This window comes from Streptomyces sp. NBC_00209, assembly GCF_045206345.1.
Classification (GTDB): Bacteria; Actinomycetota; Actinomycetes; order Streptomycetales; family Streptomycetaceae; genus Streptomyces.
The window spans coordinates 1,015,687-1,031,312 of record NZ_CP108121.1; the positions used below are offsets into that span (position 1 = coordinate 1,015,687).

The 15,626-nt window shown below is 70.6% G+C and carries 15 protein-coding genes; 12 read left to right on the top strand and 3 right to left on the bottom strand.

Going from position 1 to position 15,626, the window contains the following annotated elements; genetic code table 11:
- Position 1 precedes the first annotated feature (1 nt).
- The 3 genes from murC to OG867_RS04525 all read right to left on the bottom strand — a co-directional run bounded on the left by murC (position 2) and on the right by OG867_RS04525 (position 2,860).
- Positions 2–1,399, bottom strand: coding sequence for a UDP-N-acetylmuramate--L-alanine ligase (gene murC, locus OG867_RS04515; RefSeq protein ID WP_406282987.1), 1,398 nt, complete (start codon positions 1,397–1,399; stop codon positions 2–4).
- A 40-nt stretch (positions 1,400–1,439) separates the two neighbouring features.
- Positions 1,440–1,892 (bottom strand): hypothetical protein, encoded by a 453-nt coding sequence (locus OG867_RS04520; RefSeq protein ID WP_018100680.1) that lies wholly within the window; start codon positions 1,890–1,892, stop codon positions 1,440–1,442.
- 203 nt (positions 1,893–2,095) lie between these two features.
- Entirely contained in the window at positions 2,096–2,860 is a 765-nt protein-coding gene (locus OG867_RS04525; RefSeq protein ID WP_406282989.1) for a pyrimidine reductase family protein, read from the bottom strand.
- Positions 2,861–2,897: 37 nt separating this feature from the next.
- Here OG867_RS04525 and zapE point away from each other — a divergent pair, with 37 nt between their 5' ends.
- The 12 genes from zapE (at position 2,898) to OG867_RS04585 (ending at position 15,614) form a co-directional block, all read left to right on the top strand.
- A complete protein-coding gene (gene zapE / locus OG867_RS04530; RefSeq protein WP_406282991.1) occupies positions 2,898–4,040 on the top strand; it encodes a cell division protein ZapE in 1,143 nt (380 codons plus the stop codon).
- An 89-nt stretch (positions 4,041–4,129) separates the two neighbouring features.
- On the top strand, positions 4,130–4,555 hold the full coding sequence (locus tag OG867_RS04535) for an OsmC family protein (RefSeq protein ID WP_406282993.1): 426 nt from the start codon (positions 4,130–4,132) through the stop codon (positions 4,553–4,555).
- A gap of 187 nt (positions 4,556–4,742) precedes the next feature.
- A complete protein-coding gene (locus OG867_RS04540; RefSeq protein ID WP_406282995.1) occupies positions 4,743–5,549 on the top strand; it encodes a polyphosphate polymerase domain-containing protein in 807 nt (268 codons plus the stop codon).
- Positions 5,546–6,223, top strand: a complete 678-nt coding sequence (locus OG867_RS04545) for a DUF4956 domain-containing protein (protein ID WP_328903073.1) — start codon at positions 5,546–5,548, stop codon at positions 6,221–6,223. Before OG867_RS04540 ends, OG867_RS04545 begins: the two co-directional genes overlap by 4 nt.
- Entirely contained in the window at positions 6,220–7,881 is a 1,662-nt protein-coding gene (locus OG867_RS04550; protein ID WP_406282997.1) for a CotH kinase family protein, read from the top strand. The genes OG867_RS04545 and OG867_RS04550 overlap by 4 nt, the downstream gene beginning before the upstream one ends.
- A 131-nt stretch (positions 7,882–8,012) precedes the next feature.
- Positions 8,013–8,732 carry a response regulator transcription factor gene (locus tag OG867_RS04555; protein WP_406282999.1) on the top strand — a complete coding sequence of 240 codons (720 nt, stop codon included), beginning with the start codon at positions 8,013–8,015 and terminating at the stop codon, positions 8,730–8,732.
- Positions 8,729–10,240: a sensor histidine kinase gene (locus tag OG867_RS04560; RefSeq protein WP_406283001.1), complete on the top strand. Its 1,512-nt coding sequence runs from the start codon at positions 8,729–8,731 to the stop codon at positions 10,238–10,240. The genes OG867_RS04555 and OG867_RS04560 overlap by 4 nt, the downstream gene beginning before the upstream one ends.
- A 92-nt stretch (positions 10,241–10,332) precedes the next feature.
- Entirely contained in the window at positions 10,333–11,706 is a 1,374-nt protein-coding gene (locus OG867_RS04565; protein ID WP_406283003.1) for an alkaline phosphatase PhoX, read from the top strand.
- Between the two features lie 172 nt (positions 11,707–11,878).
- Positions 11,879–12,268 (top strand): DUF6507 family protein, encoded by a 390-nt coding sequence (locus tag OG867_RS04570; RefSeq protein WP_328903068.1) that lies wholly within the window; start codon positions 11,879–11,881, stop codon positions 12,266–12,268.
- Positions 12,265–14,622: a hypothetical protein gene (locus tag OG867_RS04575; protein WP_406283005.1), complete on the top strand. Its 2,358-nt coding sequence runs from the start codon at positions 12,265–12,267 to the stop codon at positions 14,620–14,622. The genes OG867_RS04570 and OG867_RS04575 overlap by 4 nt, the downstream gene beginning before the upstream one ends.
- Before the next feature lie 15 nt (positions 14,623–14,637).
- A complete protein-coding gene (locus tag OG867_RS04580; RefSeq protein WP_406283007.1) occupies positions 14,638–15,282 on the top strand; it encodes a hypothetical protein in 645 nt (214 codons plus the stop codon).
- 152 nt (positions 15,283–15,434) lie between these two features.
- Positions 15,435–15,614 carry a hypothetical protein gene (locus tag OG867_RS04585; RefSeq protein WP_406283009.1) on the top strand — a complete coding sequence of 60 codons (180 nt, stop codon included), beginning with the start codon at positions 15,435–15,437 and terminating at the stop codon, positions 15,612–15,614.
- Positions 15,615–15,626 lie beyond the last annotated feature (12 nt).

A 15,626-nucleotide genomic window follows, 5' to 3' on the forward strand; every position in this document is an offset into this window, starting at 1 on the left:
TTCAGCTCGACAGGTGGTCCAGGATCCGCGGGCCGAGGTCGGTGACGTCGCCCGCTCCCATGGTGAGAACGAGGTCGCCGGGCTTCGCCATTCCCGCGACGACCTCGGGGACCCGGTCCTTGTCGTGGACGGCGGTGACATCGGCACCGGCGGCGGTGGCCGCGTCGATGATCAGGGCGCTGGTGACGCCGGGGACGGGGTCCTCGCGGGCCGGGTAGATGTCCAGGACCACGGAGGCGTCGGCGAGGGCGAGGGCCTGACCCATCTCGGTGCCGAGCTCCTGGGTGCGGGAGAACAGGTGCGGCTGGAAGACGACGAGGAGGCGGGCCTCGGTGGCGGCGCCGCGCATGGCCTCCAGGTCGGCGGTCATCTCGGTGGGGTGGTGCGCGTAGCTGTCGATGACCTGGACGCCGGCCGCCTCGCCCTTGAGCTGGAGGCGGCGCTTGACCCCGGTGTACTTGCCGAGGGCCGAGGCGAGGTTGTGGGCGGGGATGCCGAGGGCGATCCCGGCGGCGAGGGCGGCGACCGCGTTGAGCGCGTAGTGGCGGCCGGGCACGGACACCGTGAAGGTGAGGAACTTCCCGCCCAGGATCACCGTGACCTCGCTGGTCAGGCCGCGCGGGGTGATCTTGTGGACGCGCACGTCGGCGGCCTGGGACTCGCCGTAGGTGACGACGGTGAGCGCGGGCAGCGCCTCGCGGACCCGGCGGGTCAGCTCGACGGCGCCGGACTGGTCGGCGGAGACGACGAGGGTGCCCTCGGGGACGATCTTCCCGGCGAAGGTCTCGAAGGACTCGTAGATCTCGTCCATCGACGCGTAGTTCGCGTGGTGGTCCAGCTCGACGTTGAGGACGATCGCGACGTCGGGGTCGTACTTCTGGAAGCTGCGGTCGCTCTCGTCGGCCTCGGCGACGAAGAGGTCGCCCTCGCCGTGCGTGGCGTTGGTGCCGGGGCCCGCCAGGTCACCGCCGATGGCGTACGAGGGGTCGAGGTCGAGCTCGCTCAGGGCGACGGCCAGCATCGAGGTCGTGGTGGTCTTGCCGTGGGTGCCGGCGACGGCGATGGAGCGGAGCCCGCCCATCAGCGAGGCCAGGGCGTCGGAACGGTGCACGACGGGGACCGACAGCTCCCCGGCGCGCACCAGCTCCGGATTGTCGGCGCGGATGGCGCTGGAGACGACGACGCAGCTGGCGTCGTCGGCCAGGTGCCCGGCGGCGTGCCCGATGTGGACGGTCGCCCCCAGCGCGCGCAGCGCCTCGGCGGTCGGGGACTCCTTCGCGTCGCTGCCCGCGACCTTCGCGCCGCGCTGGGCGAGGATCTTGGCGATGCCCGACATTCCGGCGCCGCCGATGCCGATGAAGTGCGGTCGTTCCATGGCGGCGGGGATGCCGGGTGCCATACGTGTCTCTCCCAGGTGCGTACGGGTAAGGGCTCCCAGCCTATTCGCTGTGCGCGAAGAGCTTGAGCACCGGGACGCCGACCTTGTGCCGGGCCCGGGACGCCCAGTCGCGGTGGAAGAACTCCTCGACGTAGTGGGGCGCGGTCAGCACGATGACCTCGTCGGCCTCGGACTCCTCGACCACCGAGGTGAGCTTGTCCAGGGGGTGGCTCTCGATCACCTGGCCGACGGCTTCGGAGCCCGCCTGGCGCAGGGCCTCCAGGGAGACCTGGAGGGCGAGCTCCGCCGACTCCCTGGCGCTCCGGCCCTCGGGTTCCTCGCTCTCGCGGGCCGCTTCCTTCAGTTCGCCCATCGCCAGGTCGTCGATGGCCCGCAGCAGGACGTCCGCCTGGTCGCCGCGCGGCTGCATGAGGACGACGAAGGAGGTGCGGTCCTCCCCGTGCAGGGTGGTGACGAATTCGATGTCCCCGGAGGTGAGGGCCTTCTCGATCATCAAAACGCTGGTGAACACCACAGAGCCCTTCTCTTCAGCGACCGTCGCGGGCCGCTGCCGAAACCATCCTTCCCCGCGCTCGCACGGGGTCTGCGAGATCCATTCTGCCCACGGAACGCTAACCGGAACACGATATTCCGCTCATTGCCACCGCATGGGGCGGTACGGGGAGAGCTCTGGGGCGTACGGGGACGGCGGGACCGTCAGCACCTCCGGTAGCGGCTGAAGAGGAAGCCGTCCTCCTCCAGCAGCGAGGCCAGGGAGAATCGTTTCGGCACGGCCACGGCGGGCCCGCCCGCGATCCGCTGGGCGTCACCGGCCGTGAGCATCGGCGCGACGGTCAGGCACAGCTCGTCCAGCACCCCCTCCGCCACGAACTGGCCGAGCAGCCGGGGCCCGCCCTCCGTCAGCAGCCGCCGGTGCCCCCGGTCGGCCAGCTCCCGCACGGCGCGCGCGGGGTCGACGCGCGAGCCCTCGCCCGCGATGACCACCTCGGCGCCCGCCTTCCGGGCCGTCGCGATCCGGTCCGGGGGCGCGCCCGCCCCGGTCAGCACCAGCGTAGGGACCAGCGGCGAGACGAAGAGCGGGAGCGAGAAGTCCAGGTCCAGGCTGCCGCTGACCACGGCGACGGCCGGGGCGGGGGTCTGGCCGGCCGCCGCCCGGCGCGCCGCGAAGGCGTTCCGCGCCCTGGCGGGGCGGTAACCCTCCTGGCGTACGGTCTGGGCGCCCGCGATCACCACGTCGGCCAGGCCGCGCAGGGTGCCGAAGACGCGCATGTCGCTCTCGCAGGAGATCGGCTGCGAGCGGCCGTCGTGCTGGGCGGCCCCGTCCAGCGTGGACACCATGTTGGCGCGCAGCCAGGGGCCGTCCTCGGCGGGGTAGGCGTAGGCGTCGGCGAGGCGGTCCAGGCTCCACTCGCCGGAGGTGTCGGCCGCTGTCAGGTCGGTCACAGGGAACAGGCGTCGCATGTCCGGCAGTCTGGCACGGGTCGTAAGCTTGACGGTTGTGTCGTCCTCCCACGCCGTGCCGGGGTCCAGCCCCATAGCCGAAACGGCCCCGCTGTCCCTGTGCGCCCGCGAGCCGCACGTCCCCGCCGACCGTCTGGTCGCCGAGATGGTGCCGCCGCCGCGCTTCGACTCGGTGCGTTTCGATACGTACGTACCCGACCCGAACCAGCCGAGCCAGACCGAGGCGGTCCACGTGCTCAGCGACTTCGCCGCCGGGCTCGGCGGGGCGCACGCGTCGGGGTCCGGGAAATCAGGAAGAGCGCGCAGCGCATCCCTTGAGGGGTGGTGGCGGGCGACGGGTGGGCGGTTCGGCCGCAAGGCGGCTGCCGCACCCTCGGGCCCGCGCGGGGTCTACCTGGACGGCGGGTACGGGGTCGGCAAGACCCATCTGCTCGCCTCGCTCTGGCACGCCACCCCGGCCGCGCCCTCGCTGAAGGCTTTCGGCACCTTCGTGGAGCTGACGAACCTGGTGGGCGCGCTGGGCTTCCAGCAGACCGTGCGGACGCTGAGCGGGCACCGGCTGCTGTGCATCGACGAGTTCGAACTGGACGACCCGGGCGACACCGTGCTGGTGTCCTCGCTGCTCAGCCGGCTGGTCGAGGAGGGCGTCGCGCTGGCCGCGACCTCCAACACGCTGCCCGGCAAGCTCGGCGAGGGCCGGTTCGCCGCCGCCGACTTCCTGCGCGAGATCCAGGGCCTGTCCGCGCACTTCCGCCCGCTGCGCATCGACGGCGAGGACTACCGCCACCGCGGTCTGCCCGACGCCCCGCCGCCGTTCTCGGACGAGCAGGTCACGAAGGCCGCCTACGCCACGCCGGGCGCCAGCCTGGACGACTTCCCGGCGCTCCTCGACCACCTGGCCCGCGTCCACCCGAGCCGGTACGGCGCGCTGACGGACGGGCTGAGGGCGGTGTGCCTGACCGAGGTGCGGCCGGTGCCCGACCAGTCGACCGCGCTGCGGCTCGTGGTGCTCGCCGACCGGCTGTACGACCGGGAGGTGCCGGTCCTCGCGGCCGGGCTGCCCTTCGACCAGCTGTTCAGCGACGAGATGCTGAACGGCGGGTACCGGAAGAAGTATTTCCGGGCGATCTCCCGGCTCACGGCGCTGGCGCGCGACGCGAAGGGGCTGGTGGCGCAGTAGGTTCGGGGGCGTAAGGACGTACCGTCGGCGGCGCACGACGCAGTGCCCCGCCGTCCCCGTACCACCGCGCACCGTTCGAAGGGACCAGCATGGCTACCACGCGTACCGCCCACACGGAATGGGAAGGCACCCTCCTTGAGGGCAAGGGGGTCGTCACCCTCGACTCCTCCGGGATCGGCGAGTACCCGGTCTCCTGGCCGTCCCGCGCGGAGGAGGCGAACGGGAAGACCAGCCCGGAGGAGCTGATCGCCGCGGCCCACTCCAGCTGCTTCTCGATGGCGCTCTCGCACGGTCTGAGCGGCGCCGGCAACCCGCCGGCCCGGCTGGAGACCAAGGCCGACGTCACCTTCCAGCCGGGCACCGGCATCACCGGCATCCACCTCACCGTGGTGGGCACCGTGCCGGGTCTCGACGAGGCGGCCTTCGTCAAGGCGGCCGAGGACGCCAAGGCCAACTGCCCGGTCAGCCAGGCTCTTTCGGGCACGACGATCACGCTGAGCGCGTCGCTCGCCTGAGCGTTCCCCCGCTGTGTCCCCGGGCCGTCCGCCCGGGGACACAGCTGTTTCCACACCCGCCGTGTTCACCTTCCGGCCCTCTTGAATCCTCCGGCAATCCACCCGGGTTTCTCATCGCTTCCTCATCCGTCGTTGGTTCCGTGTCGCGGGCCGGCCGGTCCGGCACGGACGACGAAGGAGGCGCACGGTGTCGCGACCCGACACAGCCACACTGGACCCCCCACCGCTGCATGTGGCGAGCAGGCTGCACGCCTTCAACAGATACGAGCTGAAGTACCTGGTCCCGGTCGAGCAGGCCGCCGAACTGCGCGACGAGCTCGGTGAGCGGATGGACCGCGATCTGAACAGCCCGGTCGGCGGGTACGGGGTGTGGAGCCTGTACTACGACTCCCCCGAACTGCGGTTCTACTGGGAGAAGATCGAGGGCCTGAAGTTCCGCCGCAAGCTGCGCATCAGGCACTACGGCGACCCGGCCGGAGTCACGGACGAGTCCCCGGTCTGCGTGGAGATCAAGCAGCGCGTCAACCGGGTCACCCAGAAGCGCCGCATCACTCTGCCGTATGTGACTGCTCGGCAACTCTGCGACGGGCGCCGGCTGGTGGAGCACTCGCCCGGGGAGCGCGCATTCGTCCACGAGGTGCTCGACCTCGTCGTACGGCTCAACCTCCGGCCCACCGCGATGACCGGCTACCAGCGCGAGGCGCTGGTCGGGCGCGCCGCCGACACCGGGCTCCGGGTCACCTTCGACCGGCGCGTCCGGGGCCGCGACCGCGACTTCCACTTCGGGCAGGCGAATCCGGAGAACCGGTTCACCGTGCCACCGCACCTGTCGGTGATGGAGATCAAGGTCAACGAGCGCACCCCGCACTGGATCACCGACCTCGCGGCCCGCCGCAACCTGAGCCTCATCCGGGTCTCCAAGTACGTCCAGTCCATCGAGGCGTTCGGGCTGGCACCCCGGTCCGCCTTCCATCTCGAAGCGGGAACACAGTGAATTTCGATCTGCAGGAACTCAGCGGGACGTTCAGCGTCGCCGACGTCGTCGTGGCGATGGCGCTGTCCTTCGTCCTGAGCACGGTCATCGGCCACGTCTACCGGTACACCCACCGGAACGTGTCGTACAGCCAGTCCTACGTCCAGACCCTGGTCATCGTCGGCATGATCGTCGCCCTGATCATGCTCGTCGTCGGGTCCAACCTGGCCCGGGCGTTCTCCCTGGTCGGCGCGTTGTCCGTGGTCCGGTTCCGGAACGCGGTCAAGGAGACCCGGGACGTCGGGTTCATCTTCCTGGCCATGGCGATCGGTATGGCCTGCGGTGCCCGCTTCTACACGCTGGCCGCGGTCGGCGCGGTCGTCATATGCGCGGTCGTCGTCATCATGCACAAGTTCGACTGGTTCGCGCTGAACGTGCAGCGCCAGGTGGTCAAGGTCCAGGTCCCGGCGGGCGAGGACTACACCCCGGGCATCCGTGACGTGCTGATCAAGTACACGACCGAGTTCGAGCTGGTCTCCACGGAGACGATCCGGGGCGGGGCGCTGAACGAGGTGTTCTACACGGTCCGGATGAAGAAGGGCACCGAGCCCGGCGACCTGGTCACCGCACTCCAGGAGCGCACGTCCGGCCAGCGCGTGACGGTCCTGACCGGTTACGACACGACCGACCTGTGAGCCCCGTCGACGGAAAGCCCCGCGGGCGACGGCTGCGCGACCGCGTACCCGTGCGCCTGCGCCACCACTGGAAGCCCGCCGGGGCGCTGTGCGCGGGGCTCGCGGTGATGCTGTACGCGTTCGGCGACGCGCGGGTCTCCCCGTATGTCACCTCCGCCTCGCGGGTGGAGGCCGACACGATCACGGACGACGTGCGGGGGACGGTCGGGCTGTACGACACGTCCGTGCGGCACTCGGTGCAACTGGAGTACAAGCAGACCGACTTCGACAAGATGATGAAGGAGTTCAAGAAGGACGGCACGAAGGACTCCATCCCGGCCGACCTCACGATCGACGGGGTCTTCCTGAGCGACGTCGGCATCCGCCTCAAGGGCAACTCGACGCTGATGTCCCTGCGCGGCAACCGGGGCGGCGGTCCGGGAGGCGGCCAGGGCGGGATGCCGGGCGGCGCGGAGGGCGGCGGCGCGGAGGGCGGCGCGGGGGGCGGCATGCCGGGCGGCGGGATGCCGGCGGGCGGTACGGGGCAGCGCGGCGGTCAGGCGTCCGGCGGCGCGGCCGGCGGGCGTGGTGGCGGGATGACGCAGTACAACCTGTCCGCCGACAAGCCCGAGGAGCTGCCCTGGCTCATCAAGACCGACGAGTACGTGGAGGGCCGCGCCTACCAGGGCGAGCGGGAGATCTCGCTGCGCCCGGGCAGCAACGCGCAGGTCCCCCTCAACGAGGCACTGGCTCTCGCGCTGATCGACGGCACCGGGGAGCCGGCCGAGCGGTACGGCCTCACCACGCTGAAGGTCAACAGCCGGCCGACGGCCGTACGGCTCATGGTCGAGAACCCCGACACCGAGTACGCGGAGGCGGTCGAGGGCGAGTCCGTGGTCTACAAGGCCAGGGCGGGCGGCACGTTCGACTACCAGGGCGACGACCCCTCGAAGTACGAGACGTCGTTCCGGCAGCTCAACAAGGTCGGCAGCCAGGACCTCGAACCGGTGATGAAGCTGACCAAGTGGGTCGAGAAGTCCTCCGACAAGGAGTTCGCCGCCGACCTGGGCAGGTACGTCGACGTCGACTCGTTCGCCCATTACGCCGCCACGCAGAACCTGCTGATGAACTTTGACGACATGGCGGGCCCGGGCAAGAACTACCTCCTCGGGTACGACCTGAACAGCAGGAAGTTCTCGGTGCTCGGCTGGGACTACAACCTCACCTTCAGCGGGGACGCGACGGCGGGTCCTGACGACCGGATGAGCATGGGCGGCGGCCGCCCCGGCGGAGGCCAGGGAGGCGGTCCGGACGGCGGCGACCAGCCGGAGGGAATGCCGGAAGGCATGCCCGAGGGCTTCCCCGGCGCACCCGAGGGCGGCGACGGCGACGACACGGCCGGTGGCCCGCGCGGCGGCGGCATGATGTCCGGGCACGCCCTGAAGGAACGGTTCCTGGAGCTCGACGCCTTCGACGCGGTCTACCGGAAGGCGTACCAGGACCTGTACGAGAAGTTCTACGCCTCCGGCAAGGCCACGAAGACCCTGGACGACCTCGCGGAGCAGGCGACCAGGGCCGGTGTCCCCGCGAAGGACGTCAAGAGCGCGGTCGGCACCCTGCGCACCACGGTCACCGAGCGCACAGCGGCTCTGGCGAAGAACAAGGAGGTGACCGGCTGACCTCCGGCGCGCCCCGGACCCCCGCCGGGGCGCGCCCCCGTTCCTGTGAACGCGCACAAGTTCCGCCCGTAGCATCGCGCCGCACGGCGCCGCCCGGACCGTGTCCGCAACGCCGCGAGGTGATCCTTCCCATGGGCGACCGGTCAGCCCGGCACACCGTCCTGGTCGTCGAGGACGACCCCGGTATCCGTACGCTGCTCACCTCCGCCCTGACCGCGGCCGGTCACAGCGTCGCCTCGGCGGCGAACGGGCGGGACGCGCTGGACGAGGTGGCACGCCGCCGGCCGGACCTGGTCGTGCTGGACGTGACGCTGCCGGACACGGACGGCTTCGCCGTGACGCGGGCGCTGCGGTCCCGGGGCGACTACACCCCGGTGCTGTTCCTGACCGCGCGGACGGACATCGAGGACCGCATCATCGGGCTCAGCTCGGGCGGCGACGACTACGTCACCAAGCCGTTCCACATCCAGGAGATCCTGCTGCGGATCCGGGCGATCCTGCGCCGCACCGGTGGCGCGCCCCGCCCGCCGGCCGAGCAGCCGCCGCTGCGGTACGCGGATCTGAGCGTCGACCGCGAGCGGCACACCGTGCACCGGGGCGGGGAGCCGGTGCGGCTGTCCCCCACCGAGTTCCGGTTGCTCGTCTGCCTGCTGTCGCGGGCCGAGAAGGTGGTGGAGAAGCAGGAGATCCTGCTGGACGTGTGGAGCTACGGCTTCGCCGGGGACACCCGCATCGTGGACACGTACATCAAGAACCTGCGCCGCAAGATCGACCGCGCGGACCGGCCGCTGATCCACACCGTGCGCGGCGTGGGCTACTGCCTGCGACTGCCCCGCGCGGCCGCGCCGTGAGGTTCCTGCCGCGCCGGCCCCGCTCGGTACGGACCCGGCTGGTGCTGATCTCGACCGTCCTTGCCACCGCGGCCGTGCTGGTCTCGCAGGCGGCGGGGCTCGCGGTGATGCGGTCGTGGCTGACGGGCCAGATCGACCACCGGCTCACCCACTTCCGCCCGCCGCCCCCGGCCGCGTACGGGATGCCGCCCCACCGCCCCGTGCCCGAGGACGCCCTGCCCTCCGACTTCCGGGTCTTCTTCTACGGCTCCGACGGGCGGCTCCGGCCCGACTCGCTCGGCAGCGGCACGGGACGCCCCCGGCTGCCCGCGACCGCCTCCGGCCCCGGCCCGGAACGCGGCCACCCCGTCACCGTGCCGGACGCGCACGGCGGTTCGGCCTGGCGGGTGGTCGCCGACACGGGTCCGGACGGGCGGCGCGTCGTCGTCGCGCTGCCGCTGGGCACGGTGGAGGGGGCCACGTCGAAGCTGCTGTGGTTCAGCCTCGCGATCGGGGTCGCCACCGCGGCCGGGGTCGGGCTGCTCGGCAGTGCCGCCGTGCGCCTGGGGCTGCGCCCGCTGGCCCGGATGGAGCGGACCGCCCTGCGGATCACCGGCGGCGAGTCGGCCCTGACCGTCACGGACACCGACCCGCGCACGGAGACCGGGCGGCTCGGGCTCGCGTTCAACACGATGCTCGGCCAGGTCCGGGCCGCTCTGCACCGTAAGGACGCCTCCGAGCAGCGGCTGCGCCGTTTCATGGCGGACGCGGGCCACGAACTGCGCACCCCGCTCACCTCGATCCAGGGGTTCGCCGAACTCCTCGTGGAGCGGCCCCGTCTGCCCGCCGCCCGGCGGGGCGAGGCCCATGTGCTGATCGCCCGGAACGCGGAGCGGATGAGCCGGCTCGTGGACGACCTCTTCCTGCTGGCCAAGCTGGGGTACGCCCCCGTGGCGCACCGCGAGACCGTGGACCTGCTGTCGCTCGCGGCGGACGGGGTCGCCGCGGCCGTCGTCGCGCATCCGGGCCGCGACGTACGGCTGGCACCGCTGGGCGGGCGGGGCGGGTCCGGGTCAGCGCTGGACGTGGTGGAGGCGCTGGGCGACGCCCATCAGCTGTCCCAGGTCATCGGCAATCTGCTGGCCAACGCCTGTGTGCACACCCCGCCCGGCGCGCGCGTCGAGGTCCGGGTCGGCGCGGTGCGCACCGGGCCGGACACCGGCGGGGCCGACCGGCCCGGCCGCTACGGCGCCACTGCCGCGCTGCCCGCCGGGGTGGAGGCGTGCGTGGTGGAGGTCGCGGACGACGGGCCGGGGCCGGCGGCCGACGCGGCGCCGCAGGTCTTCGAGCGGTTCTACCGGGGGCCGTCGGCGGACCGGGAGGGCGCCGGACCCGGGTCCGGGCTCGGCCTGTCGATCGCGGCCACCATCGCCGAGGCGCACGGCGGGCGGCTCGAACTCGACACCCGGGTGGGCGACGGCTGTGTCTTCCGTCTGCTGCTGCCCCGGAGCGTCGGCTCCGGTCCGTAATGGGCGGCGTGACAACGTTCACGGATGGCCTCGGATGGGCAAGGCTGCTCTTGACGAAGCCATGTCACCTGTCCCCCAGCAGGGAGTTGCCCATGTCAGTCGCACCCCGTCCCACCGCCACCCGGCGGAACGTTCTTGCCGCGGGCGGCGCCGCCGTCTCGATCGCCTTCACGGGGGCCTTCACCGAACTCTTCGCGGGCAGCTCCGCCGCTCGCGGCCACGAGGGCTACGGCCCGCTCGTGCCGGACCCGGACGGCCTGCTCGACCTGCCCAAGGGCTTCCACTACCGCGTGCTGTCCCGGGAGGGCGACCGGCTCCGCTCCGGCGAGGGGCAGGTGCCCAGCCACTGCGACGGCATGGCCGCGTTCGCCGGCCGGGGCGGGCACGTACGGCTGGTCCGCAACCACGAGAACCGGGTGGACGCCGCGATTCCCGTACCGGTGGTCGAGGAGCTGACGTACGACCCGATGGGCAAGGGCGGCTGTACGGCCCTGGAGCTCGACGGCCACAACCGGGTGCTGTCCGAGCGGGTCGCCATCGCCGGTACGGCGGTGAACTGCGCGGGCGGGCGCACCCCTTGGAACACCTGGCTGACCTGTGAGGAGACCGAGGACAGGGCCGGCACCAACGGCTACACCAAGGACCACGGCTACGTCTTCGAGGTGGACGGCGCCGATCCGCGCCGCACGGGTGCCGTGCCGCTGACCGCGATGGGCCGCTTCCAGCACGAGGCCGTCGCGATCGACCCGCGCGACGGGACCGTGTACGAGACGGAGGACGCGTTCGACAAGCCGTTCGGGCTGTTCTACCGCTTCCTGCCGCAGAAGCCGCTGGGCGGTACGGGTTCGCTGCGGGCGGGCGGCCGGCTGGAGGCCATGCGGGTGCCGGGGGTGCCGGACCTCTCGGCCGTGCGGGAGACCGGGACGGTGTTCGAGGGCGTCGAGTGGGTGCCCGTACCGGACCCGCAGGCCGCCGAAACCCCCATCCGATTCCAGGATTTCGGCCGTAAGGGCATCACGCACGGCCAGAAGCTGGAGGGCTGCTACTGGGGCGGTTCGTGCGTCTACTTCGTCTCCAGCTTCGCGCACAGCGCGGAGGGCTCGGCGGCGGACCACTACGGGCAGGTCTGGCGCTACGACCCGCACCGGCGCCGGCTGACCCTGGTCATCGTCTTCGGCCCCGGCACCGATCTCCAGCTCCCCGGCGAGTCCCCCGACAACATCACCCTGGCCCCCGACGGCGGCCTGATGGTCTGTGAGGACGGCGGCGGCGCCCAGCACGTGTTCGGCCTGACCCGGCGCGGCGAGGTGTACCCGATGGCGCGCGGCCGGCAGAACACCGGGACGCCCGAGGAGCCGGAGTGGGGCGAGTTCGCGGGTGTCACGTTCGCACCGGATTACGGGACGATGTACGTGAACGTCTACACACCGGGCACCACGTTCGCGGTCACGGGTCCGTGGCGCTGACGTACTGAGCGGAACCGCGGCGCACCCCGCCGCGTCTTTGCAGACGGCAACATGGGGTTTGATCCATCCGGGTGTGCCGGTGCAGGATGGCGAGGTGTGCTTCGGTGTGCCCGCGCTTCGGCGCACCGGCGCCCGGACGCTCAGTGGAAGCGATTCTTGACGGGGGGGCACCGTGACCAAGTGGGACATCGACCCGAACGGCGTTCGTCGGGTGCTGAAGAAGACAGCTGAAGTGGGCGGGGAGTTCGAGAAGGAGTTCACGTCCTACAACGACCACCTGGTGGGGTCGGCGACGTCGGCGGGCACGATGGTGCTGGGCGGGACCGAGATCCCGAAAGGGGGCGCGTTCGGGCCGGTGGCCCAGGCGTTGCAGGAGTTCCAGGAGCACACGCTCAACGACCTCAAGTTCCTTCCGGTCCGGGCGGCGAAGTCCATGACGGGGGCGCGGCTCGCCACTGAGGCGTATCTCGCGGGCGACCTGGACATGGCGAAGAACAAGCAGGAGCAGTACTCCAAGGCGCCGACCCCGGAGGAGCTGAAGGGGAAGGGTCCCAAGAAGTGATCGACCTGGCGAAGATCCCCTTCTACACCGGCAATCTGGAGGCCCTGGAGAAGCACGCGGCCACGCTGAAGACGACCGCCTCCGACATCCGGACCACGGGCAAGGACGTCCACACGGCCTTCCAGGCGCTGGACCCGGTCTATGACGCCCCGGAGCAGGAGGAGTTGCTCGACTCCACGATTCCGGTACGGGACAAGGCGGACGGGTTCGCGGACAAGCTGGAGTCGGTGAGCGGGGCGCTCTCGGGATTCGCGACGACGGCCCGGCCGCTGGTGGCCCGGATGAACCGGCTCCGGGAGGACGCGGCGAGGTTCGTCGCGGAGAACAGGGACGACGACGACTGGCAGCAGGACCAGGACAAGATCGACGAGAACGCCCGCCTGGTCCACGAGGTCGGCACGACGTGGGTGGCCTTCCAGGGCGCCGAGCGCGACGCGGCCAACAAGATCACGGCGCTGGTGGGCGGGACGCACTTCGTCGTGGACGACGGTTCGCACAAGGCCGGTATGTACGGCTTCAAGGCGGACGACGTCAAGGATGCCGGTGAGACGCCGTGGGGCACGGTGGACGAGCGCGAGTACACCGGGTGGCGGGCCGCGTGGGAGTGGACGAAGGACAACGTCGGCGGTGCGCTGAAGGGCTTCTTCGTCGACGGGGTCTGGGGCACGATCAAGGGCCTCGGCAGCATGGTCAACGTCTTCGACTGGGACAACTTCAAGAAGACCTGGTCGGGCATCGGTGACGTGTTCGGCGGCATCAGCGCGTACATCATGACGCCGTACGACTGGGCGATGGACAAGATGTTCGGCCCGGTGGACCACAGCGACACGGACCGCCAGAAGGCGGCCCTGCGCAACTTCGGCAAGTCGCTGGTCGCCTGGGACGAGTGGGGCCACGACCCGTCACGCGCCTTCGGTTCGGTGCTGTTCAACGTGGTGACCATCGGTTCCGGTTCCCTGTTGAAGCTGGGCAAGGCCGGCAAGCTGGGCGTGGTCGCGGACGCGGCGTCGGTGGCGGGCAAGGCGGGTGCGCTGGTCGACCCGATGAGCTACCTCGGCAAGGCGGCGGGCGTCACCAAGATCAAGGTCGGCGACCTGATGGACAGCCTGCGGACGAGCTCCGCGGGCGTGGACGACATGGCCCGTACGGCCCCGACCGGCACGGCCCCGCACCCCACGACCGAGACCCCCGGCTTCCACTACACCGACCACAACGGCAACCCGCGCGTCGTCGGCGACGACGCGGTCATCCGCGACGAGCACGGCAACCCCGTACCGGACACCGATGCGGTCCCCGAGCCCCACAAGAACGAACTCCCGGACACGCACGAGCGCGTCCCGGACCACGAGAAGGTCCTGGAGGGCGCGGGGGGCCCGAGCCACGTCGAGAACTCGGCGAAGCCGCCGCACTCCTCGCCGGAGGGCACGACGCACCACACGACGCCGTCGACGGGCGGGCATGTGACGGAGCATCCGACGGGGTCGGGCGGGGGCGGCGGGTCGCATACGCCTGCCGGTCACGGGGGCGGCGGACACGGCGGCGGGGGACACGGTCCGGGCGGCCACGGAAGCCACGAGCCGGCAGGCCACGGCGGCCAGCACGAGACACCGGGTGGCGGCGACACCGACGGACCGGGCTCGGGCGAAGGCGGTGGCACGGGCAACGGTCCGGAAGGAAGCTCCGGGACACCGGAGCGCGAGCCGGGCGTCGTGCTGGAGGGCGATCACAAGGCACAGACGCCCAGCGGCGGGATGCCCGCCGAAAGGGAAGCCGCCGTCACGGACGCCCTCAAGGATCTGAAGGTCCCTCCGACGGACCAGGCTCGTATGCTGACGCAGCTGAGGAAGTCGGAATACGGGGCGGCTGTCGCCGACTACATCGCGAGTGGCCGCTTCGCGGACGTGCCGATGTTCAAGGACCCCAAGGGCCTCCTTTTCCAGGTCAAGCAGAAGGACATGATTCCGGCAGTGCACCAGGCTATGGAGCACGCGGCGGAATTGCAGGCCAAGGGAATCAAGAACATCGAGTTCGAGTTGAAACTCCCGGACAAGAAGCTCGACCTCGATGTGCTGGTCCGCACCGACGGCCGTATCGAGTACGGTGCTCAGCTCAAGGACGTGGACAGCGTCGCGGGCATCAAGTCGGCGGTCAAGAAGATCGCGGAGAAGCAGCTCGCCGGCGCCGGGGTGGACGTCAAGGTCGGAATCCTCGATATCAAGGGCTTCAGGAACGAACTCACGGAGCGCGAGATCCAGGCGGTCCAGCGGGCCGCCGATCGCACCAACGCCTCGTTCGAGCTAAAGTTCAAGGACGGCTCTGTCACTATTTATCCGACCAACGCCGCCAAACCATAAGGAAGTTCCAACATTATGCTGACGCGCGCGCCAAGAGAGAGCGGATCGTGGTTCTGGGACCTGGACGACGTGGTGGAGCCGGGTCTGGAATCCGCACTGCGGACGGCGGGACGCATGAGTGCCGTTCTCCGGCAGCACGGCCTTCTGGAGCCGGACGCCCTCGAATGGAACTGGTTCCAGGTCGGTAAGGGCGGTCTCGGTATTCACAGCCGACTGGATCTGGTCGAGCGTTCGCTCGACGACCCGAAGTTGCCGGAGGCACTCCGTTCCTGCCGGCCCGCCGGATATCCGCAGGCCGAGATGGGCGGAATCCTCGTACTGGGATCCGGAACGTGGTTCGACGCGAAGGGAACACCGCAGAGCGAGCACCGGCTCGTCGAGTTGATGGTGTCTCCGGACGAGATCGGCCCTTCGGCCGAGATCTCCGTCTACCACGACATCTGGGGCCCGTGCGATTTCCGGGGTGAGCCCCACCCGGCCATCCACGCGGCCAACGCACCCCGGCTCACGTCGGCACTGGAAGAGATCGTGATGCTGCTCGGCGTCGAACCGGAACCCGGAGAGCCGACGTATTACGGACACGCCAAGGGATACGAACTGGCGGCACCCGACCTTGTCGACGGCCGAGGACCGGACCTCACCGACACGGCGGTGGGCTGATCGCCGACAAGCGAAGCAGGCGCGCTTCGACAGGAGAAATCCAAGCAGACCCGCGCTTCAGGAACTTCTTCAATGCCCACCTTGATCTCGAACGGGGATACGAGAACACCGGCGAACTGAGGCCCACCTTGTTGAGCTTCAGAGATTCCTACGTGGATTTGATCCGCTCAGGTTTCGAGCAGATCATGTCGGACGAAAGTTTCGGACCCTCGGAATACGAACGACTCACCAATATCGAGTTTCCCGACAAGGAGACACTGCACACCTACCTTCGGGACATGTACGACTACCTGTTCGGCGATGCGCCGGAACAGCCGATGCCCCCGGGTTAGTTCGAGGAAGAG

Coding starts and splice junctions, on each gene's coding strand:
- OG867_RS04525 (WP_406282989.1), bottom strand. CDS start 2,860: ATGCGACGCCTGTTCCCTGTGACCGACCTGACAGCGGCCGACACCTCC.
- OG867_RS04580 (WP_406283007.1), top strand. CDS start 14,638: ATGCTGACGCGCGCGCCAAGAGAGAGCGGATCGTGGTTCTGGGACCTG.
- OG867_RS04565 (WP_406283003.1), top strand. CDS start 10,333: ATGTCAGTCGCACCCCGTCCCACCGCCACCCGGCGGAACGTTCTTGCC.
- OG867_RS04555 (WP_406282999.1), top strand. CDS start 8,013: ATGGGCGACCGGTCAGCCCGGCACACCGTCCTGGTCGTCGAGGACGAC.
- OG867_RS04535 (WP_406282993.1), top strand. CDS start 4,130: ATGGCTACCACGCGTACCGCCCACACGGAATGGGAAGGCACCCTCCTT.
- murC (WP_406282987.1), bottom strand. CDS start 1,399: ATGGCACCCGGCATCCCCGCCGCCATGGAACGACCGCACTTCATCGGC.
- OG867_RS04520 (WP_018100680.1), bottom strand. CDS start 1,892: ATGATCGAGAAGGCCCTCACCTCCGGGGACATCGAATTCGTCACCACC.